At 75.9% G+C, this 21,203-nt stretch carries 14 protein-coding genes; 5 read left to right on the forward strand and 9 right to left on the reverse strand.

The genetic code is table 11. From position 1 onward, the window contains the following. Positions 1-25 precede the first annotated feature (25 nt). The gene (locus ACGBYP_RS06625; RefSeq protein WP_411582476.1) at positions 26-871 is read left to right on the forward strand and encodes an alpha/beta fold hydrolase; all 846 of its coding nucleotides are present in this window, start codon (positions 26-28) and stop codon (positions 869-871) included. 137 nt (positions 872-1,008) lie between these two features. On the opposite strand, the gene ACGBYP_RS06630 is transcribed toward ACGBYP_RS06625, so the two are convergent. The 8 genes from ACGBYP_RS06630 to ACGBYP_RS06665 all read right to left on the reverse strand — a co-directional run bounded on the left by ACGBYP_RS06630 (position 1,009) and on the right by ACGBYP_RS06665 (position 16,098). Next, complete coding sequence (locus ACGBYP_RS06630) at positions 1,009-4,317, reverse strand: UvrD-helicase domain-containing protein (protein ID WP_411582477.1); 3,309 nt, start codon at positions 4,315-4,317, stop codon at positions 1,009-1,011. A gap of 58 nt (positions 4,318-4,375) precedes the next feature. Further along, on the reverse strand, positions 4,376-7,618 hold the full coding sequence (locus tag ACGBYP_RS06635; protein WP_411582478.1) for an ATP-dependent helicase: 3,243 nt from the start codon (positions 7,616-7,618) through the stop codon (positions 4,376-4,378). Between the two features lie 35 nt (positions 7,619-7,653). After that, entirely contained in the window at positions 7,654-7,998 is a 345-nt protein-coding gene (locus ACGBYP_RS06640; protein ID WP_411582479.1) for an MGMT family protein, read from the reverse strand. After that, positions 7,995-8,582 carry a TIGR03086 family metal-binding protein gene (locus ACGBYP_RS06645; RefSeq protein ID WP_411582480.1) on the reverse strand — a complete coding sequence of 196 codons (588 nt, stop codon included), beginning with the start codon at positions 8,580-8,582 and terminating at the stop codon, positions 7,995-7,997. The genes ACGBYP_RS06640 and ACGBYP_RS06645 overlap by 4 nt, the downstream gene beginning before the upstream one ends. 115 nt (positions 8,583-8,697) lie before the next feature. Continuing rightward, complete coding sequence (moeZ, locus tag ACGBYP_RS06650; RefSeq protein WP_411582481.1) at positions 8,698-9,858, reverse strand: adenylyltransferase/sulfurtransferase MoeZ; 1,161 nt, start codon at positions 9,856-9,858, stop codon at positions 8,698-8,700. Positions 9,859-10,030: 172 nt separating this feature from the next. Next, positions 10,031-13,702: a TIM-barrel domain-containing protein gene (locus ACGBYP_RS06655; RefSeq protein ID WP_411582482.1), complete on the reverse strand. Its 3,672-nt coding sequence runs from the start codon at positions 13,700-13,702 to the stop codon at positions 10,031-10,033. Positions 13,703-13,947: 245 nt separating this feature from the next. Continuing rightward, on the reverse strand, positions 13,948-14,982 hold the full coding sequence (locus ACGBYP_RS06660) for a DUF3152 domain-containing protein (protein WP_411582483.1): 1,035 nt from the start codon (positions 14,980-14,982) through the stop codon (positions 13,948-13,950). 66 nt (positions 14,983-15,048) lie between these two features. Then, positions 15,049-16,098, reverse strand: a complete 1,050-nt coding sequence (locus tag ACGBYP_RS06665) for an alpha/beta fold hydrolase (protein WP_411582484.1) — start codon at positions 16,096-16,098, stop codon at positions 15,049-15,051. Between the two features lie 82 nt (positions 16,099-16,180). Here ACGBYP_RS06665 and ACGBYP_RS06670 point away from each other — a divergent pair, with 82 nt between their 5' ends. Beyond that, complete coding sequence (locus ACGBYP_RS06670) at positions 16,181-16,825, forward strand: TetR/AcrR family transcriptional regulator (RefSeq protein ID WP_411582485.1); 645 nt, start codon at positions 16,181-16,183, stop codon at positions 16,823-16,825. Positions 16,826-16,927: 102 nt separating this feature from the next. Further along, positions 16,928-17,155 carry a DUF3107 domain-containing protein gene (locus ACGBYP_RS06675; protein ID WP_304610752.1) on the forward strand — a complete coding sequence of 76 codons (228 nt, stop codon included), beginning with the start codon at positions 16,928-16,930 and terminating at the stop codon, positions 17,153-17,155. Positions 17,156-17,249: 94 nt separating this feature from the next. Here the strand turns inward: ACGBYP_RS06675 and ACGBYP_RS06680 are convergent, their stop codons facing one another. Next, positions 17,250-17,912, reverse strand: a complete 663-nt coding sequence (locus ACGBYP_RS06680; protein ID WP_411582486.1) for a ferritin-like fold-containing protein — start codon at positions 17,910-17,912, stop codon at positions 17,250-17,252. 71 nt (positions 17,913-17,983) lie between these two features. Here ACGBYP_RS06680 and ACGBYP_RS06685 point away from each other — a divergent pair, with 71 nt between their 5' ends. After that, positions 17,984-19,999: a DEAD/DEAH box helicase gene (locus ACGBYP_RS06685; RefSeq protein ID WP_411582487.1), complete on the forward strand. Its 2,016-nt coding sequence runs from the start codon at positions 17,984-17,986 to the stop codon at positions 19,997-19,999. Further along, the gene (locus tag ACGBYP_RS06690) at positions 19,999-21,144 is read left to right on the forward strand and encodes a PQQ-binding-like beta-propeller repeat protein (RefSeq protein WP_411582488.1); all 1,146 of its coding nucleotides are present in this window, start codon (positions 19,999-20,001) and stop codon (positions 21,142-21,144) included. The genes ACGBYP_RS06685 and ACGBYP_RS06690 overlap by 1 nt, the downstream gene beginning before the upstream one ends. Positions 21,145-21,203: the final 59 nt, after the last annotated feature.

A 21,203-nucleotide genomic window follows, 5' to 3' on the forward strand; every position in this document is an offset into this window, starting at 1 on the left:
TCGTCGCGGGAGCTAGGTTGCGTGCATGGCCGTCGGGATGCTGCAGGTGGACGTCGGGGACCTCACGTTCGACGTACGGACCGACGGCCCGGACGACGGCCCGCCGGTGCTGCTGCTGCACGGCTTCCCGGAGACGTCGCTGTGCTGGTCGGCGGTGACGCCGCTGCTGGCCGAGGCCGGGCTGCGCACCTACGCACCCGACCAGCTGGGCTACTCCCCCGGCGCCCGCCCCGACGAGGTCGACGCCTACGCGCTGCCGTCGCTGGTGCAGGTGACCGCGGACCTGATGACCGCCCTCGACGTCCCCGTCGCCCACGTCGTCGGGCACGACTGGGGCGCGTTCGTGGCCTGGGCACTCGCAGCCTGGCACCCCGACCGGGTGCACTCCCTGACGGCCGTCTCGGTGCCCCACCCCACCGCGATGACGATGGCGATGAAGGCGGACCCGGAGCAGCGGGAGCGCTCGGCGTACATGCGCCTGTTCCGCCAGGAGGGCGAGGCCGAGGCCGTGCTGCTCGCCGACGACGCCCGCCGGCTGCGCAGGATTCTGGAGGCGCCCGGGGTGCCGGACGAGGCGGTCGACGTGTACGTCGCGCAGCTGTCCGCGCCGGGCGCGCTGACCGCGGCGCTCAACTGGTACCGGGCGATGGACGCCGGCACCCGGGTCGACCCGGTGGACGTGCCGACGACGTACGTGTGGAGCGACGGCGACGTGGCGGTGGGCCGGATCGCCGCGGAGGCGTGCGCGGACCAGGTGACCGCCGACTACCGCTTCGTCGAACTGCCCGGCATCACCCACTGGGTCCCCGAGCAGGCCCCCGAGGCCCTGGCCCGCGCCGTCATCGACCGGATCGCCACCGTCGGCAGCTGACCTGGTGCGACGGGGTGCGTCGAGGCCGGGCCCTCAGCGTCACGGCCCGGCGTCGGTGCAGATCGCAGCGTGACCCGGGGACGCGAGATCCGCGTTCTCGGGGCGACCGGAACCGGGAGCCCCCGAGAACGCAGACCTCATGCACCGGTGACCAGGGCGAGCAGGCCGGCCTCGTCGAGGAGGTCGACGGGGCGCAGGGTGCGGTCGGCGGCGACGTGGTGGAAGCCGGCGCTGACCCGCTCCACCGGCACACCGGTCAGCCGCGACCAGCCCAGCCGGTAGGCGGCCAGCTGGACGCCCGCGGCGGCCAGCTCGGCGGCGCCGGGCACGGGGCCGGTCTTCCAGTCGATGACCTCGAAGCCCCCGGCGGGGGTGGCGTAGACCGCGTCGATCCGGCCGCGCAGGGTCAGCGGCCCCAGCGGCGTCTCGAACGGGGCCTCGACGTCGACCGGCTGGCGGTCGGCCCACTCGCTGGCCAGGAACGCCTGCTGCAGCGCGGTCAGCGCGGCGTCCGGTGCCGCGGCGGCGTCGCCGCTGCCGGGCAGCTCGTCGAGGTCGATGAGCCGGGAGACGCCGAACCGCTCCTCCAGCCAGGCGTGGAACGCCGTCCCCCGCCGGGCCAGCGGCGCCGGCGCGGCCGGCATCGGGCGGCGCAGCCGGCGGGCCAGCTCGGCCGGGTCCCGGCGCAGCGCCACCAGCGCGGACACCGACAGGTGCGAGGGCAGCGGGACGTCGACGGTGCCGCGGCTGTGCTCGGCCCGCTCGCGCAGCAGCAGGTCGGCGTCCCGGATCCAGTCGGCGACCAGCGGGTCGTCGGTGGCGCCGAGGGCGTCGGCGGTGAGCGGGTGCGGCTCGGTGGCGGCGACCAGCTCGGCGGCCGCGGTGAGCGCCCGGCGGCGCCCCGAGGACAGCGGGTCGGCCGGCCACACGCCCACCGGCCACTCCGCCAGCGCCGGGTTCTCGGCGTCGTCCTCCGGCGGCGGCGCCCACGCGTCGACCACCCCGGCGCCCTGGTCGCACGCCTCCTTGAGGGTGACCAGCAGCGCCGACGGACCGCACGCCGTCTTGCCGTCACGCCACCAGCTGCCCGAGCACAGCAGCAGGTGCTTGGCCCGGGTGACCGCGACGTAGCCGAGCCGGATCTCCTCGGCCAGGCCGAAGTCCTTCCACTCCTCGACGTACTCCTCCAGCGCGTCGCGTACCGCGGCCTGGTCGCCGGACCCGGGCACGGGCAGCCGCAGCTGCGGCAGCTCGGCGCGGTCGGTGGCGCGCAGGTCGACCGGGACGGCGCCGGGGTCGCGGATCCAGGAGTCGGAGGCGTCGCCCTTGGCCGGGAACTGACCGATCGTCATGCCGGGCACCGCGACGACGTCCCACTCCAGGCCCTTGGCCGAGTGGCCGGTGAGCAACTGGACCGCCTCGGGGTTGACCGCGACCTCGCCGGGCTCGAGCCCGCGCTCGCGGACCTCGGCGTCGGCCAGGTAGCCCAGGAACGCCGGCAGCGAGGGCAGCTCGGCCAGCTCGCTGAACTCGGCGGCGACCTCGTGCAGCGCGTCCAGGTGCGTGCGGGCCCCGCCCGGGGTCACGTCGGGGTGGCTGGCCAGCTCGGTCTCCAGGCCCAGGCTGCGCACGACCTCGTCGACCAGGTCGGGCAGCGACTCACCCAGCCGGGACCGCAGCGCGGTGAGCTCGTTGGCCAGCCGGCGCAGCCGCCGGTGCCCCTCGGTGGAGTAGGCCTCGGGGCGGCCGAGGTCGTCGAGGGCCTCGATGATGCTGCCGCGCTCGCGGGGCGGCGTCGGCGTCGCCGGTGCACCCGGTTCGGGCGGGGTGGCGTCCTCGACCGGCTCGGGCGACGTGGACCGCTCGCGCACCAACGCCCGCGACCGGGCCTCCAGCGCGGCGAGGTCGCGCGGGCCGATCCGCCAGCGGGCGCCGGTGAGCAGCCGGCCCAGCGCGTCGCCGGCGCTGGGGTCGACCAGCACCCGCAGCGTGGCGACGACGTCGGAGACCTCCGGGACGTCGAGCAGCCCGCCCAGGCCGACGACCTCCACCGGCAGCCCGCGCTCGCGCAGCGCCGCGGCGATCCCCGGCAGCTGCGCCCGGCGCCGGACGAGGACGGCGATGGTCGGCCGCTTGGCGACATCGCCGGCGCCCTTCCAGCTCTGCTCCAGCCGGTCGGCCAGGGCGGTCGTCTCATCGGCGACGGTGTCGTAGAGGCCGACGTGCACCTCCCCCGGGCCGGCCACCGGCGAGGCCTCGAGGTCGGGCAGCGGCACGACCGGCTCGGGGAGCATCCCGGCGACGGCGTTGGCCATGGTCAGCACGGCGCGGTCGTTGCGCCAGCTGGTGGACAGCGTCAGCCGCTCGGCCGGGCGCTCGGGTGTACCGGGGAAGGTGCGGTCGAACCGCTCGATGGTGCCGGCGGAGGCACCGCGCCAGCCGTAGATCGACTGCCGGGGGTCGCCGACCGCCAGCACCGGGTGCCCGCCCGGGCCGCCGAACAGCGCCTCGAGCATGCGCAGCTGCCCGACGCTGGTGTCCTGGTACTCGTCGAGCAGCACGACCCGCCACCGGGCGCGCTCACGCCGGCCGACCTCGGCGGAGGTGACCGCGACCCGGGCGGCCAGCGCCACCTGGTCGGCGTAGTCGATGGCCCCGGCGGCGCGCTTGCGGGCGGCGAAGGCCTCGACCATCGGCAGCAGCGCGACCCGGGCCCGCTGCCGCACGACCATCTTGAGCACGTCGGCGTACGGGCCCTTCTTGCGCCCGGCGTCGGGGTAGCTGCGCAGCTGGGCCTCGAACCGCGCGGTCCAGGCCCGCAGCGCGGCCGGGGTGACGTCGTGCTCGCCCAGCTCGGCGGCCAGCTGCAGCACGTCCTCGGTGGTGGTGACCAGGCCGAGGGCGACGTCGCTCATGTCGCCGGTGTGGCTCGCCACCGCGGTGGCGGCCTGACCCCAGCACATGGCCGGGCCGAGCACGCCGGAGCCGGGCTCGACGCCGATCCGCAGCCCGTGCTCGGCCACGATCGAGGCGGCGTAGCCGTGGTAGGTGGCCACCGTGGGGGCCGCCACGGCCAGCCGCTCGCGCAGCGCCGGGTCGGTGTCGGGGTGCTCGGCCAGCGCGCCCAGGCGCAGCCGCACCCGGGCGTTCAGCTCGCTGGCGGCCTTGCGCGTGAAGGTCAGCCCCAGCACCGCCTCCGGGGCGACGAGCTGGTTGGCGACCAGCCAGGCGACCCGGGCGGCCATCGTCTCGGTCTTGCCCGACCCGGCGCCGGCGACGACCACCAGCGGCCGGTCGACCGGGGCCTCGACGACGCCGGCCTGCTCCGGCGAGGGCGCGTAGCTCAGCCCGCAGCGGGCGGCGACCTCGGCCGGGGTGAGCAGCCGCGGCAGCTGCACCACCGCCGCCGGCTCCATCCCCGGCATCTCGAACGACAGCTGCGTCACGCCGACTCCTCCTCGCGCCCCGGACCGCGGCGGACCGCCCGCCCGGACGACGGCCGGGTCACCGGGTCACCTGCCGGCCGGACTCCTGCATCGGGCACGAGCGGCGGAAGGCGCAGCGCTCGCAGTCGGTGTCGGTGCGGGCGGTGAACTCCGCGCCGCCCATCCCCTCCCCCACGGTGGCGATCAGCTCGCCGGCCCAGGTCTCCCGGGCGTCGACGTCGGCGGGCAGCGCCGTCTGCGCGTGCTCCTTGGCCGCCCGCTGCGACCCACCGACCTGCAGCAGCGACGCCCCGCCGGAGGTGGTGCCGTGCTCGGCGAACGCCCCCTCGGCCACCGCGACCTGGTAGGCGGCGAGCTGACCGTGCTCCTCGACGTCGCGCGGTGCGGTCTTGCCGGTCTTGAGGTCGACCACCACCAGGCGCCCCTCGCCGTCGCGCTCGAGCCGGTCGACCTGGCCGCGCAGCCGCGCCCGGCCGACGGTGACGTCGAAGTCCTCCTCGGCGGCGACCAGCTCGCGGTCGGCCCGGGCGTGCCAGGCGAGGAACTTGGTCAGCATCTCCTGGGCGCGCTCGCGCTGGCGCTGGTCGAACCAGCCCGGGCCCAGGTCGAGCCCGTCGAGCTCGACGTCGAGGACGCCGGGGGCGTCGGCGGGCGCCAGGCCCTCGGCGACCTGCTGGGCGACGTCGTGCACCGCCGAGCCGACGGTACGGGTGGCCTCGGGGGCGGCCTCGGCGCCGACCGCGCCGAGCACCCACCGCAGCGGGCAGCGCTGGAAGGTGTCGATGGCCGACGGGCGCACCGGCACGACCTCGGCCGGGTCGACCAGCGGCGCGTCGTCGGACAGCGGGGCCAGCCCCCACCAGCTGGACGGAGCGGCACCGGGCACCCGCTCCTCGCCGAGCCGGCGCAGCACCGCGGCCGCGCTGGAGCGGCGGGCCGGGTCGGTGTGCGGGTCGGTGAGATGCCGGCGCAGCTCGGCCACCAGCGCGGGCAGGGTGAGCTGCCGCGGCAGCGGGGTGTGCGGCCGGATGCCGTCGGCGTCGGCCGGGGCAGGGGCGATCAGGTCGAGGAAACGGGACGCGGTCGCGCCGGCGTCGCCGCCCTCCAGCGAGCCGTCGACCGCGGTGACCAGCATCCGGCGCCGGGCGCGGGTGCAGGCGACGTAGAACAGCCGGCGCTCCTCGGCCAGGGTCAGGGTGCGGTGGTCGAGCGTCGCCGGGTCGGTGCCCTCGACCGCGTCGACGAGGTCCTCGGCGCCCAGCAGGCTGGCCCGGCTGCGCAGGTCCGGCCACACACCCTCCTGCACGCCGGCGACGCAGACGAGGTCCCACTCCAGGCCCTTGGCCGCGTGCGCGGTCAGCAGCCGGACCGTCTGCTCGCCCTGCCCGCGGGCGGCACCACTGTCACCGGGCAGCTCCTGCGCCGACAGGTGCTCGACGAAGGCGGCGACGGTCGCGTGCGGCAGCCGGTCGACGAAGCCGGCGGCGGCGTCGAACAGCGAGACGACGGCGTCGAGGTCGCGGTCGGCGACGGCGCCGGTCGGCCCGCCGGCGGCGCTGGCCCGGGCCCAGCGGTTGGCCAGGCCGCTGGCCTGCCACATCGCCCAGAGCACGTCCTCGGCGCTGCCTCCGGACACCAGCGACAGCCGGCCGGCGGTCATCACCCGGGCCACCCGCGCGGCCGGGCGGGCCAGGTGCTCGGGCAGCGCGTCGAGCAGCGTGGCGTCGTCGAGCACCGCCGCCAGCGGCGCGTTGCGGACCGCGGAGTCCTCGCCGCGCACGGCCATCGCCCGCCGCACGGCCCGGCGCAGCCGGCGCAGGTCGAGCACGGTGGCCCCGCCCAGCGGGGAGGCCAGCAGCGCCTCCGCCCCCGCTTCGTCCAGTCCGGCCTCGGCCGGGTGGTCGGCGGGGAAGCCGTCCTCGACCGGGACCGCGGCACCGGTGCGGGGCAGCAGCGCCGACAGCGCGGCCAGCAGCGGCTGGACGGCCGGCTGCCCGGCGAGGGCGACGTCGTCGGCGGAGACCGCGACCGGCACCCCCGCCTGGGTGAGCGCGCGCCGGACCGGGCCCAGCGAGGCCGAGGCCGACCGGACCACGACCGCCATCTCCGACCACGGGACGCCCTCGAGCAGATGGGCCCGGCGCATCGTGTCGGCGATGTAGGCGGCCTCCGTGGACGGGGAGTCGAAGACGTGCACCTCGGCCGAGCCGGGCTCGATGCCGGCGCCGGGTGCGAGCCGGCGGTGCTCCCACGGGCCGGGCAGCCCCTCGGCGACCCGGCGGCTCACCGCCAGCAGCTCGGCCCCCGACCGGCGGCAGACGCCGAGGGACAGCCGGTCGGCCGGGCGGCCGTCGCGGTGCCGGAAGCGGGTGGGGAAGTCGATGATGCCGCGCGGCTCGGCGCCGCGGAACGCGTAGATCGCCTGGTCGGGGTCGCCGACGACGACCAGGTCGCCGCCCCCGCCGGCCAGCAGCTCGACCAGCTCGACCTGCGCGGGGTCGGTGTCCTGGTACTCGTCGACGAACAGCCAGCTCGCGCGCTCGCGCTCGACCCGCAGCAGCTCGGGGTCGTCGCGCAGCTCGTCGATGGCGGTGCGCACCAGCTCGGCCGGGTCGTAGCCCGAGGCGCCACCGCGGGCGACGGTCGTGAAGTACGAGACGTCCTGGTACTGGCGCAGGAAGTCCGCCGCCGCCTCCCAGTGCGGCAGGCCGCGCTCGCGGCCCCAGGCGGCGAGCCGGTCGCTGTCGATGCCCCGCTCGGTGGCCCGCAGCAGCAGCTCGCGCAGCTCCTCGCGGAAGCCGGGCATGGCCAGCGCCTCGGTCAGCTCGGCCGGCCAGCGGACCACGCCTTCCTGGTCGGCGTCGCCGCGGAGCAGGTCGGCCACGACGGCGTCCTGCTCGGCGGAGGTCAGCAGCCGCGGCGGCGGGTCGCCGCGCAGCACGGCGGCCCGGCGCAGCACGCCGAAGGCGTAGGAGTGGAAGGTGCGGGCGACCGGCTCGCGGATGGTGCGGCCGACCCGGGCGGTGATCCGGGTGCGCAGCTCGGCGGCGGCCTTGCGGCTGAAGGTGAGGACGAGGAGCCGCTCGGGGTCGGCGCCGGCGTCGATCCGTGCCGCGACCGCCTCGACGATGGTCGTGGTCTTGCCCGTGCCGGGCCCGGCCAGAACCAGCAGCGGGCCGCCGCGGTGGTCGACGACGGCCTGCTGGGTCGGGTCGAGCCGCGGCCGCACCACGGGTACGACCTCCGGCTGCACCAGCCGGTAGACCGGCGCCTGCTCTGCCGTCGCTGCTCCCCCACGCACCTCTCGATGAGACCACGCGGGTACGACAGTCCCGCTCAGTCGGGCCAGCCGACCGCGGCCAGGTCGACCCGCTGGCCGCGCAGCGGGACCCCCTCACCGGCCAGCAGCTCCAGCTGCCGCACCCGCACCGGCTCGGCCGCCGTCCCGTCGGCCCGCACGACCCGGTGCCAGGGCACGGCGGCCCCGCCGGCGGACAGCGCACGGGCGACCCGGCGCGGGCCGACGCCGACCAGCCGGCCGATGGCCCCGTAGGTGCTCACGCGACCCGGTGGGATGGCCTCGACCGCGTCGTAGACGGCCTCGTCGACGTCCGCCGCGTCCCGCGCCTCCGCACCGGGCTGACGGCCCCGCTGCAGGGGGGCAGCGGGGCCCTCCGTCATGCCCGGCGGCCGAAGCGGGCGAGCAGGCGGGTCTGCAGGTCCGCACCCGGCGGGACGTCGACGGGCGGCTCGAAGATGCCGGGCACGCCCTCCTCGCCCAGGTTGCGCTCGGCGTAGCGGAAGGCGGCGGCCACCAGTTCCGGGTCCAGCTGGGTGTCCCGGCCGAGGGCGTGCGCGAGGTCCCAGGCGTGCACGGTGAGGTCGGCGGTCATCTCCGCGAGGTAGTCCGCGGCCGCGGCCGGGCCGGAGTAGAGGTGCACGGTCCGGTCCAACGCGCCGGGCTGGGCCCAGGCGGTGAGGGCTGCGTCGGCGGCGTCCTCCCAGGAGGACAGCGGGTCGCCGGCCAGCAGCTCCTCGGTGTCGGTGGGGATGCGCGCGGCGGCGTCCTCCAGCGGCTCGCCGGCCAGGAGCGGAGGCACCCACAGCTGCTCGTTCGTCAGGTGGGCGACGAGGTCGGCGACGCTCCACTCGGGCAGTGCCGGGGCGTCCCACTCGGCGGCCTCGACCGCGTCGACCCGGTCGGTGAACTGCGCCTGCGCCCGCTGGTAGCTCATCAACAGATCGGTCCGGGAGGGCTCGGGCATGCCCGTAGTAGACAGCACGAGGGCCCCACTCCGAACCGGAGTGGGGCCCTCGCCGGCCTCGTCCCAGGGGCCCGCGGCGCGCGCAGCGTGTCGTGGGGAGGGACGAGGTCCTTCCTCAGTACGTGGGCAGGGCCTTGTCGATGCGCGTGGCCCAGGCGGTCACGCCGCCCTGCACGTGCACGGCGTCCTTGAAGCCGGCGGCCTTGACCGCGGCCAGCGCCTCGGCCGAGCGCACACCGGTCTTGCAGTGCAGCACGATCGGGCGGTCGTTGGGCAGCTGCGACAGCGCCCGGCCGGAGAGGATCTCGTCCTTGGGGATCAGCGTCGCGCCCGGGATCGAGACGATCTCGTACTCGTTGGGCTCCCGGACGTCGATCAGCTCGAAGTCCTTGCCGGCGTCCATCATGTCCTTGAGCTCGTCGACGGTGATCGTCGAGCCGGCGGCGGCCTGCTGGGCCTCCTCGGACACGACACCGCAGAACGCCTCGTAGTCGATGAGGCCGGTGATCGGCTCACCCTCGGGGTCGCGGCGGACCTTGATCTCGCGGAAGGTCATCTCGAGGGCGTCGTAGACCATCAGCCGGCCCAGCAGCGTCTCGCCGATGCCGGTGATGAGCTTGATCGCCTCGGTGGCCTGGATGGCGCCGACGGTGGCGCAGAGCACGCCCAGGACGCCGCCCTCGGCGCAGGAGGGGACCATGCCGGGCGGCGGCGGGACCGGGTAGAGGTCGCGGTAGTTCGGCCCGTGCTCGTTCCAGAAGACCGACACCTGGCCGTCGAACCGGTAGATCGAGCCCCACACGTACGGCTTGTTCAACAGCACGGCGGCGTCGTTGACCAGGTACCGGGTGGCGAAGTTGTCGGTGCCGTCGACGATCAGGTCGTACTCGCGGAAGATGTCGAGCACGTTGTCGCTGTCCAGGCGCGTCTCGTGCAGCCGGACGTCGACGTTCGGGTTGATCTCCTTGATCGAGTCCCGGGCGCTCTCGGCCTTGGACCGGCCCACGTCGGACTGACCGTGGATGATCTGGCGCTGCAGGTTGGACTCGTCGACGGTGTCGAACTCGACGATGCCCAGGGTGCCCACACCGGCCGCGGCCAGGTACATGAGCACGGGCGAACCGAGTCCGCCGGCGCCGACGGCGAGCACCTTGGCGTTCTTCAGGCGCTTCTGCCCGTCCATCCCGACGTCGGGGATGATCAGGTGGCGGCTGTAGCGGCGGACCTCGTCGATCGACAGGTCCGCGGCGGGCTCCACCAGGGGTGGCAACTGCACGGCGCGCTCCTCACAGTGCTGCGGTGACAGGGCTGACCGGCTCCAGAGGCCGGGGTCCTGGACTGCGCAACAGCGTGCCACGCCGAACTGATTCCCCGGGCGGCCAGGCACCCCGGGGAGGTGGTGCCGACCGGCGGGCCGATGTCCCCGGCCCGCCGGTCAGCACCGTCCCTCAGCGGTAGGCCACCTCCATCGGCAGCCGGACCGGCCGCTTCGGCGTGGTGACCGTGAGCACGCGGGTCGCCTCGTCGAACGTCCAGCTGCTCGCGGCCATCCGGGCGCCGTTGAGCATCACCGAGGTGGGCTCGTGCGCGTCCAGGAAGCGCACCGTCCACGTCCGGTCGGCCACCGCGCCGGCGTAGCTGCCCTTGGGTGCCGACACGTGCACGATCGAGCGGTTGCCGTCCTGCGAGGTGCGGACCGCGGTGGTCCGGCTCTGCGCACGGTCGTCGGTCGTGCCGTCGTCCTCGAAGAGGGAGAACTCCCCCTTCGCCCCGCTGCCGACCGTGAGGGTCACGTCGGTCAGCGGGTTCTGGGCGTCGTTGGCGACGTCGTTCGTCCGGGTGGCGACGATGCCGCCGGACCGCACGAACACCGGCATGGTGTCCAGCCCGGTGGTGATGTCGGCGGTGGTGCCGCCGGCGTACGTCTTCCCGGTGAACCAGTCGGTCCACGAGCTGTTCGGCGGGAACCACACCTTCGTGGTGGCCGTCGTGCCCGGCGTCACGACCGGCGCCACGAGGACGTCGGGGCCGTACAGGTACTCGCTGCCGGCGCTCGCGTAGGCCTCCTGCTCGGCCGGATAGTGCAGGTAGGGCGCCCGGACGACGGGCACGCCGGTCGCCTCGGCCTGACGGGCCAGCGTGTACGTGTAGGGCACGAGGGCCTCCCGCAGGCGCAGGGCGTCGGCGGCCGACTCCCCACCGGCACCCGGGTACTGCCAGGGCAGCCGGTCGCCGTGGTTGCTGTGCAGCCGGTCGATCGGCTGCCAGGTGCCGAACTGCACCCAGCGGGCGTAGAGGTCGTCGGGCAGCTTGTCGGTGCCCGGGTCGGACCCCTCCAGACCCCAGTTGCCGCCGTTGTGCCCGCCGATGTCGTGGCTGATCGGCGACAGGCCGGTGGCAGCGGACTGCCCGGACGTGAAGCCGACCTCGGCGGCGAGCATGTCCCAGGTGGACGTCGTGTCACCGGTGAAGGGCAGCGTCGTGCGCTTGTCCGCCCAGGGCCCGGTCGGCAGCGGCGTCGCGTTGCCGTAGCCGCCGGCCTGCAGCGACCCGAAGGCGCGGGAGAAGGCGAACCCGCGCCCGAGCCGGGAATCGCTGTAGTCGGCGTAGGCCTGGTTGATCCACGCGTCGCCGGTGACGCCCTCGAGGTTGGACTCGCTGGAGTCGCAGCACCAGTCCAGCCACCAGACGTCCTGGCCGGCCGCCTGCATCTGGTCGTGCAGCTGCAGGTAGGCCTCGAGCTGGTCGGGGTCGCCGAAGTCGAACGTGTAGCAGGTCCCGCCGCCGTTGCACCCGCTCGTGCGCTTGGTCAGCTTGCCCTTCGACGTCTCCAGCGCCTGCGCCAGCTGCGGGTCACGGGAGTCGATGCTGGGGTGCACGTTCAGGCTGGTGTGCAGCCCCTGCGCCTTCGCCCAGGCGAAGAAGCCGGCCGGGTCGGGGAACTTCTCCCGGTCGATCTCCCAGCCGTTCCAGGTGTTGACCGCCTTGAAGTCGGTGTCGATGACCAGGGCGTCGAGCGGGACGTCGTTCGCGCGGAACTGCTCGACCACGGCCTGGTACTCCGCGGCGGTGCGGTCGAGGTACTCGGAGAACCAGACGCCGTAGGTCCAGCGCGGCAGCAGCATCGACGGACCGGTCAGGGTCGCGAGGTCGCCGAGGGCCTTCGTGTAGTCCTGCCCGTAGCCGAAGACGTAGCCGTCCTGGTAGCCGCCGGCCCCGTGCGAGGTGCGCGGGGTGGCGGTGCGGGTGGCCTGGTCGTAGGTGGCCGACGTCGTGTCGTCCAGCAGCGACCAGCCGTCCTGGTAGAGCAGGCCCGGGTTCAGCGTCGGGTTGCCGTTCCGGCCGTCGACGCCGTCCAGGCTCCGGCGGTAGCCGCCGAGGGCGGCGTGCGGGGCGAGCAGCGGCGCGGTGGTCGCGGTGACGGCGACCGTGTCGAGGTTGACGCCGCAGCCACCGGCCGCCGGGCAGCTGAGCCGGACGTCGTTGTCGCCGGCCGCCAGCACGACGGGCGTGCTGACCGTGCGCCAGCTGTCCCAGCTGCTGGTCGCCGGGAGGGCGACCGCGGCCGCCGGGCGGGTGCCGGCCTGCACGGTGATCGAGCCGTCGCCGGCCACGCCCTTGGCGTAGCGCAGCTGCAGCGCGTAGGTGCCGGCCTTCGGCACGCCCACGACGTGCACGGAGTCGGTCGCACCGGTCACGTCGAGGCCCGCGGTGAAGCCCTCACCCGAGTACCCGTTGTGGTCGGCGGCCTGACGCGCGCCGGCCGACAGGGCGCCGGACTCGGCCTCGCAGATCGAACCGAAGGCGCAGTCCTCGCCGACCACCGGCGCGGGCTGCCCGAGACCAGACCCGACCGGGCCGACCGTCAGGCTGTCGAGGTTGGCGTTGCCGCCGTCGGAAGCCTGCCGCAGCACGGTCACCCGGTTGCTGCCCGCGGCGAGCTGGACCCGCGCGGTCGCCAGGCCCCAGCTGTCCCAGTTGCCGGTCGTCGGCAACGCCAGCGCGGTGCTCGTGCCGCCCTGCACCGCGACCGTGACGCCGGTGGGCTCGGCGAAGCCCCGGGCGTACCGAGCGGTGAGGTCGTACTCGCCCGCGGCAGGCGCGTCGACGGAGAAGGTGGCGGAGTCGCCCACGCCCTCGAAGCCGGCGGCGAAGCCGGTGCCGGTGTAGCCCGGGTGGTCGGTGGCGACGTGCATCCGGCCGGACAGCGCGAGGCCCTCGGCCTCGCACAGGGCACCGAAGTCGCAGACCACGGTGGTCGCGGGGTACGCGGCGCCGGGCGCGAGCACGGCCAGGCTGTCGACGTTGAGCTGCCCGGTGTCCCCGGAGCCGTGGGTCAGGGCCAGGGTGTGCAGCCCGGCGGTGAGGTCGAGGTCGACCGGCAGCACGGCCCAGGTGTCCCAGCTACCGGTCGGCGGCAGCAAGATCTGCCGGGCGCCGGCGCCGTCCACGGTGAGGGTCAGCGTGCGCGCCTCGCCCAGCCCGTTGGCGTAGCGCAGGGCGAGCTGGTGGGCCCCGGCGGTGGCCGCGGTGACCTCGAACGACAGCGAGGTCGAGGTGCCCTCGAAGCCGGCGGCGAAGCCGGTGCCGGTGAAGCCCGAGTGGTCCGTGGCCACGCCCACGCTGTCGAGCGTGAGGTCCTCGGCCTCGCAGAGCGCGCCCACGTCGCAGGTGGCCAGGCCCCGCCCGGCCCACGGTGCGCCGACGACGTCCTGCCTGCCCGAGCGCAGCTGGACGACCAGGTTGTCGTCGGTGAAGCGGCCGGAGCCGACCTGGTACCGCAGCGTCATCGCCCCGGTGTCCAGGGTCAGCCAGCCGTCCTTCGTGCTGGTCCGGACCGGCGTCTTCGGGAACGCGTCCCGCCCGATGGCGTTGAAGGTCGGCGCGTCGACGAAGCGCGAGTCGCCGGCGAACTCGGTGCGCACCAGCGTCGGCGACAGCACCTCGAAGCGGGCCTGTCCCGACGTGACCGTGGTGGGCGGTGTCGCCTTGGCCGGCCCGGGGGCGGCGGTCGCGGTGGGCGCGACCGCGACCGCGACGGCCAGGCCGACCGCTGCGGCCGACAGGGCGGCCAGTCCCCCGACGCCGCGGCTGCGACGTCCTCGTCCTGCTGAGCTCATCCGACAACCTCTCTGTTGTCCACGAGGGCGTGCCGGCTCGGCCGGGGGCGGCGTCGGTGCCGCTCCGGGGCCGGACACGCGGGCCCGCTCCCCCGGCGCGTGCCCGGTCGACCCGCCGTCGGGCGGGCCACCAGGTCGTACGCACAGAGCAACGAACCTGGCAGGATCCTGTGGGCGCCGTCACAGGTTGTCAACGCCCGGGCGCAGATGCGTGACGGACGATGTCGTCCGCTCCGGGACCGGCGTCAGCCCTCGGGGTACGGCCAGGCGTTCTTCGCACACCCCTGCAGGCCCAGGGTCTGCTGCTGCATCACCGGGGCCGGCTGCCCCGGGCCGGGGCACAGCTCGTGGCCGTTGCCCAGCGCGTGCCCGACCTCGTGGTTGACCACGTAGAGCCGGTAGGTGGCGACGTCGCCGCCGTAGTCGGGGACGGCGGTCTCCCAGCGGGCCAGGTTGATGACCGCCCGCTCGCCGTACCGGCAGGAGGTGTAGCCGCCGGTGCCCACGCCCGGGCACCAGGTCTCCATGCTCCCGGGGCTGACCAGGCTGACCCGGAAGTCGTAGTCGCCCGCCGCCGCCTCGGCCGCGCCGACCCGCTGGAAGGACAGCCGGCCACCCGCACCCCACGACCGGCCGTCACCCAGGGTGGCCGTGACCGCCTCGGCGAACTGCCCGCCGTCGACGCCGATGCCGTCCTCGACCTCCACCACGAGGCGCTGCAGCGGCCCGGTGCCGTAGACGGCCGAGCTGCCGTCGACCACGCCCAACGTCCCGGCGCCCTGCTCGACGTAGGTGGCCGGCGCCGGCGGCGGCAGCTGGGTCGGCGAGCCCTCGCCTTCCGCGTCGGGCACCGGGGCCCCCTCGGAGGAGGGCGGCCCGGCGGACGGGGTCGCCACCCCCGACGTGGGCGCGGCCACGCTCGACGGGGCGGCCACCGGCGTCGTGGTGTCCCCGCCGCCGGCGGTGACCACGTCGACCAGCGCGACGACCGTGGCCAGGACCAGGAACGGCAGGGCGTAGGCGCGCCAGCCGTGGCGGCGGACGAACCGGCGCAGCCACCCGCCGGCGGGCGGCCCCGCGTGCCGGCGGCGGACCGGCGCGGGACCCGGGCGGGCAGGGTCACGCCGGGCGGCGGGCGGGTCGCCCGGCCGGGGACGGCGCTCCCCCGGCGGTGGGACCGGCAGCCGCGGGTGCCGTCCGGCGGCGTGGGCCCCGGCGGCCGGCCGCTGCCCCGGCGCCCGACCGGCTGCCCGGTCGGCGTGCGGCCCGGAGCTGGTCACGGCGGCAAGGCTCTCACGGCCTCCGGGTACGGCGGCAGAGCTGCACCGGGCGTGCCGGTGCCCGGCTCACGCCTGCCCGGCGGGCGACCGGGACGCACCGTCCCGAGCCCGCCGGGCGGCGGCGTCCTCGGCGAGCGCCAGGACCGCCCGGGCGGTGGGCTCGGGGGCCTCCAGCATCGCCAGGTGCCCGACGCCGGCCTGCACCTGCACCCGGGAGTCGGGCAGGACGCCGGCCAGGCGGGGGGCCAGCCGTGGGTCGACGAGCCGGTCCCGGTCGCCCCAGACCACCAGGGACGGGGCCCGCACCGAGCGGGCCGTCCGCCAGGCGTTGGCCCGGCCCACCCGCAGGTAGGAGGTCATCAGCCCGCGCAGGCTGCGGGTCAGCGCCTGCCCGGCCCACGGCTGCTCGTCGCGGCGCCGGGCCTCCTCCACGGCCTCGGCGACCCGCTCGGGCGGCACCCGGCTCGGGTCGCCGAAGCACACCTGCAGCAGGCCGCGCACGCGCTGCTCGGGGCTCACCCCGGCCAGCCGGCGGGAGGCGAGGGCCGGGACCCCGGGCAGCAGCACCAGCGCGACGGCCCGGTCGAGCGCGGCGGGCACCCGGTACACCGGCATCGCCGCGGAGATCAGCGTCAGGGTGGCGACCAGGTCGGGCCGGCGGGCCGCGACGAGCACGGTCACCAGCCCGCCGAGGGAGTTGCCCGCCAGGTGCACCGGTTCGCCCTGCCCGGGGCCGGGCCGGGCGACGATCCACTCGAGGACGTCGACGACCGCCTGCACGTGCCCCTGGATCGAGTAACGGCGCGGTGGCGCGGACTGACCGAAGCCGGGCAGGTCCAGGGCCCAGCCGTCGAAGCGGACGGCGAGCAGGCCGGCGAAGTCGGTCCAGTTGGTGGCGGCACCGCCCAGGCCGTGCACGTACAGCGCCCGCTCCCGCGGGGCGTCGGCCGGTGGCTCGCCGCCGCCGGGTGCGCCGCCGGCCGGGAGCGGGCCGCGCCAGGGCGTGTGCCGGACGAACACCTCGCCGTCGGACACCGGCACCGTGTCCCCCGGCCACGGCGGCAGGTGCCCACCGGGCTTCGGCAGCGGGACGTCGGAGAGCCGGGCATCGGTCACGCGCCCGACGGTAGGACACCGCGGCGCCGCCCACCGCTGCACGGCCGCGGGGCACCGACCCGCCGGTAGCATCGCGCTCGCCATGCAGCCCAGCCGACCCGCGACCGCACCGCCGGCTCCCCGCCGCGCCGCCCGCCTCCCGCGGGACGCCCGGCGGCTGCAGCTGCTGCGGGCCGCGCAGGACGTCTTCGTCGCCCAGGGGTTCCACGCCGCGGCGATGGACGACATCGCCGTCCGCGCCGGGGTCAGCAAGCCGGTGCTCTACCAGCACTTCCCGGGCAAGCGGGAGCTGTACCTGGCGCTGCTGGAGGAGCAGGTCGACGAGCTCACCGACCGGGTGCGCCAGGCGATGGCCGCCACCGAGGACAACCGGGCCCGGGTCGACGCCGCGGTGGGCGCCTACTTCGACTTCATCGACGCCGACGGCGAGGCGTTCCGGCTGGTGTTCGAGTCCGACCTGCGCAACGACGCCGAGGTGCGCCGGATCGCCGACCGGGGCTCCCGCGCCTGCACGGAGGCGATCGCCGAGGTCATCGAGGAGGACACCGGCACCGACCGCGAGCGGGCGCTGCTGCTGTCGGCCGGGCTGACCGGGCTGGCCGAGACCAACGCCCGCTGGTGGCTGGCCGGCAAGGGCACGGTGTCGCGGGACGAGGCGGTGTCGCTGATGTCGGCGCTGGCCTGGCGCGGCATCTCCGGCTTCCCCCGCCGCGACGACGCCGACTGAGGCACCCGTCGTTCGCTGTCGGCGCATCCGCCGGGACGGCTGGCTCCGCGGGCCTGGACTAGCGTGGGGAACCAGCAGTCCGACCTGAGGAGGCATCCAGCAGTGGAAGTGAAGATCGGTGTCCAACACTCCCCCCGCGAGCTGGTCATCGACAGCCCCAAGACGCCGGACGAGATCGCGGCCGAGGTCTCCGCGGCCATGACCGCCAAGGACGGCCTGCTCACGCTGGTCGACGAGCGTGGCCGCCGGGTCGTCGTCCCGACCGACCGGATCGCCTACGTGGAGATCGCCGAGGCGGACTCCCGCCGGGTCGGCTTCATCGCCGGCTGAGCGCCGGAGGCGCTCGACGGCAACCCGATGGAACGGCCCCGGTGCAGGGGCCCGCGCCGAGTTCGCGAGGCGTGGGGGGCACCGGGGTCCTCCATCAGGAGGGCAGTCCGAGGGCGTCCATGCGCACCGCGTGGGCCCGGGTGAGCCGCTGCAGCAGCGCGCCCACGCCGGTGAGGTCACCGGTGCCGGAGATGATCAGGTCGGCGAGGTCGTCGTGCTCGGCCATCACGGCCTGGGACTGGGTGAGCGCCTCCCCCACCAGCCGGCGGGCCCACAGCGCCAGCCGCCCGGCCACCGTCGGGTCGGCCGCGATCGCCGCCCGCACCTCCCGGACGGCGAAGTCCGCGTGGCCGGTGTCGGCGAGCACCTCCTCGACCAGGGCGCGGTCGGGCGCGGGCAGGAAGACGGCGACCTCCCGGTAGAAGTCGGTGGCCAGGCCGTCGCCGACGTAGGCCTTGACCAGCCCCTCGAGCCAGGTGCTGGCGTGCGTGCCGTCGTGGAAGGCGTCCAGCGCGGCCACGAACGGGGTCATCGCCGCGACGACGTCCACGCCCAGTTCGCGCAGCCGCGCGGCCAGCCGCTCGTGGTGGGTGATCTCCGCGGCGGCCATCCGGGCCAGCGCCGCGCGCCCGTCGAGCGTGGGGGCCAGCCGGGCGTCCTCGGCAAGCCGGTCGAAGGCGGTCAGCTCGGCGTAGGCGAGCACGCCCAGCAGCTCCACGACCGCCCCGCGCCGGGCCTGCCCCTCGACCTCGGACATCCGCTCCCCCCTCGTCGTGCGCCGGGCGTGCACGGGCCTCCCCGCCCGGCCGTCGGCGCCGGATCCCGGGGGTGAACGGTAGCCCCAGGCTAGGATGGAACAGGCGGGCCTCCGGGCCCGTTCCTGAACGTGCTACATCCCTGTGCGCTGATGACCGCTGGACATCAACTCGAGACCGGCCCGACGAGGGCCGTCTCCCGGGCCGTCCGCACCTGACGCCCGGTCTGCTGGCCGCGTCGGCGCTTGGATCGAACATCCCGGAACCGACCCCCGGGACCGGCGAGCGCCGCCGGGCAACGCCTGACTCCAGGCACCGCCGAGCGCTCCTGGTCCCCCACCAGACCGAGGCGAGAGCACTGACCTCCACCGAGAACACCCCCACCGAGACCATCCCGGCCCCCGAGCTGGAGCGCGCCGAGACCGGCGCCCCCGCCCCCGAGGAGCTCGAGCAGCAGGTCGAGGAGCTCGGCGGCGCGCCCGTCGCCAGCGACAGCCCGCTGTTCAGCGACTTCGACGTCCACCCCGACATCGTCGCCGCGCTGGCCGAGGTCGGGATCACCCGCACCTTCGCCATCCAGGAGCTCACCCTCCCGCTGGCGCTGGCCGGCAACGACCTCATCGGGCAGGCGCGCACCGGCACCGGCAAGACGCTGGGCTTCGGCATCCCGCTGCTGCAGCGCGTCGTGCCCCCGGCCGAGGGCGGCGACGGCGTCCCGCAGGCGCTGGTCGTCGTCCCCACCCGCGAGCTGTGCGTGCAGGTCTCCCGCGACCTCGCCGCCGCCGGTGCCAAGCGCGGCATCCGCGTCCAGGCGATCTACGGCGGCCGCGCGTTCGAGCCGCAGATCGCCGCGCTGCAGGCCGGCGTCGAGGTCGTCGTCGGCACCCCGGGCCGGCTGCTCGACCTGGCCCAGCGCGGTGACCTGATCCTGGGCAAGGTCCGCGCCCTGGTCCTCGACGAGGCCGACGAGATGCTCGACCTGGGCTTCCTGCCCGACATCGAGCGCGTGCTGGCGATGGTCCCGGAGAAGCGGCAGACGATGCTGTTCTCCGCGACGATGCCCGGCCCGATCGTCACCCTGTCCCGGTCGTTCATGACCCAGCCCACGCACATCCGGGCGCACGGCAACGACGAGGGCTCGACGGTCCCGCAGACCACGCAGTTCATCTACCGGGCGCACAACCTGGACAAGCCCGAGCTGCTGGCCCGGGTGCTCCAGTCCCGCGACCGCGGCCTGGTCATGGTCTTCTGCCGCACCAAGCGCACCGCGCAGAAGGTCGCCGACGACCTGGTCGAGCGCGGCTTCGCCGCCGCGGCCGTGCACGGTGACCTCGGCCAGGGCGCCCGCGAGCAGGCGCTGCGCGCGTTCCGCGCCGGCAAGGTCGACGTCCTGGTCGCCACCGACGTCGCCGCCCGCGGCATCGACGTCACCGGCGTCAGCCACGTCGTGAACTACCAGTGCCCCGAGGACGAGAAGACCTACGTGCACCGGATCGGCCGCACCGGCCGGGCCGGCAGCACCGGCGTCGCGGTCACCCTCGTCGACTGGGACGACATCCCCCGCTGGCAGCTGATCAACAAGGCGCTGGACCTGCCCTACGCCGACCCGCCGGAGACCTACTCGACCTCGCCGTGGGTCTACACCGACCTCGACGTGCCGACGACGGCGACCGGTCGGCTCCCCCGTGCCCAGCGCACCCGTGAGGGCCTGGGCGCCGAGACGCTCGAGGACCTCGGCGAGACCGGCAAGCGGCAGAAGGCCGCCGGCCGCACCGGCGACCACTCCGGCCCGGGTCGCGACAGCGGCCGGGACGGCGCACGCGGTGAGGACGAGACCGCCCCCGGCCCCCGCAAGAGCCGCCCGCGCCAGCGCACCCGGGGCAGCGGTGCCGCGGCCGCCGGTGCCGCGGCGATGGCCGAGCCCGGGTCCCCGGCGGCCGAGGGCGACGCCGCCGTGCTGACCGCCCCCGGCTCCGGCGAGTCCGTCGGTGCCGACGGCGCGGCCCGCCCGCGCCGGCGTCGGCGTCGCGGCGGCCGTGGTGGCAGCGGCGGCAGCAGCAGCACCGGCGGCGAGCAGCCCACCGCCTGATGGACGGCGCCCGGCCCCGGCGACTCCCGCCGCTGCGGATCTGGGTCTGGACGGCGGCCACCCTCGTGGTGGCCGCCGTCGCCGTGCTGCTGTGGCGCACCTCGGACGCCGCGGCGACCTCCAGCACCACCGCCGGCGCGGCGCCCGACGTCCCGGCGTCCGCGCCGGCCAGTGAGCTGGCGGAGTCCTGGTCGGCGGCGCTCGCGCCGGACCCGGGTCCGGTGGTGCAGAGCGGCCGCGTGCTGGTCACCGACGCGCGCGGCGTGGCCATGGTCGACCCGGCCACCGGCCAGGAGGCGTGGCACTACCGCCGCGCCAACGCGACCCTGTGCGACGCCACGGCCGTCGACGGCAACGTGGTCGCGGTGTTCCGCGGCACCGGCCGCTGCGACGAGGCGGTCGGCCTGGTCGCCGCCACCGGCGTGCGCGACTGGTACCGCAACGTCCCGTTCGGCCCGGAGGTCGAGCTGACCGGCACCGCACGGATCGTGCTGGCCAGCAGCTCCACCGGCCTGGACACCCTCGACCCGACCGGCAACACCCTGCGCTGGCACCACGACCCGGCGGCCGACTGCCAGGTCGTGGGCTCGACCGTCGGCACCGCGGGGGTGGTCGTCCTGCAGCGCTGCGCCGGCGCGCTGCAGGTGCAGTTGCTCGACGGCTTCAGCGGCGACGTGGTGTGGACCCGCGACGTCGACACCGGGGCGGCCACCGCCCGCATCGCCGGCGCCGACGATCTCGTCGACGTCGTCCTGGGCGACCGGGTGCTGGTGCTCTCCCCCGCCGACGGCAGCACGCTGACCCAGCTGCCGCTGCCGGCCGGCGCCGACCCCCTCACCGAGCCGCTGCTGCAGACCGGGACCGGCGACGTCGCGCTGCTGTGGGCGCGCGGGACCCTCTACGCGCTCGACCGCACCACTGGCCTGGCCCGCTGGCAGCTGCCCGCGCTGGGGCTGCCGGCCGTCTCCGCCGACGCGAGCACGCTCACCGTCCCCGAGGACGGCGCGTTCGTACGGCGCACCACCGCGGACGGCACCGAGCAGTCCCGTGCCCGGGTCGACGGGATCCCGGCCGGCGGCCGGACCGCCACCCTGGGTCCGGTGGTCGTGCACGCGACGGCCGGCGAGGTCCGCTCCTACCGTTGACGCCGCCGCACGACCGGCCTCGGCCGGCTCGGCGGCGCACGACCGGACGGCGGGGCACA

It is taken from the genome of Modestobacter sp. SSW1-42 (genome assembly GCF_046635825.1).
Taxonomy (GTDB): Bacteria; Actinomycetota; Actinomycetes; order Mycobacteriales; family Geodermatophilaceae; genus Modestobacter.

Coding starts and splice junctions, on each gene's coding strand:
- ACGBYP_RS06625 (WP_411582476.1), top strand. CDS start 26: ATGGCCGTCGGGATGCTGCAGGTGGACGTCGGGGACCTCACGTTCGAC.
- ACGBYP_RS06645 (WP_411582480.1), bottom strand. CDS start 8,582: ATGCCCGAGCCCTCCCGGACCGATCTGTTGATGAGCTACCAGCGGGCG.
- ACGBYP_RS06690 (WP_411582488.1), top strand. CDS start 19,999: ATGGACGGCGCCCGGCCCCGGCGACTCCCGCCGCTGCGGATCTGGGTC.
- ACGBYP_RS06640 (WP_411582479.1), bottom strand. CDS start 7,998: ATGACGGAGGGCCCCGCTGCCCCCCTGCAGCGGGGCCGTCAGCCCGGT.
- ACGBYP_RS06680 (WP_411582486.1), bottom strand. CDS start 17,912: ATGTCCGAGGTCGAGGGGCAGGCCCGGCGCGGGGCGGTCGTGGAGCTG.
- ACGBYP_RS06670 (WP_411582485.1), top strand. CDS start 16,181: ATGCAGCCCAGCCGACCCGCGACCGCACCGCCGGCTCCCCGCCGCGCC.
- ACGBYP_RS06655 (WP_411582482.1), bottom strand. CDS start 13,702: ATGAGCTCAGCAGGACGAGGACGTCGCAGCCGCGGCGTCGGGGGACTG.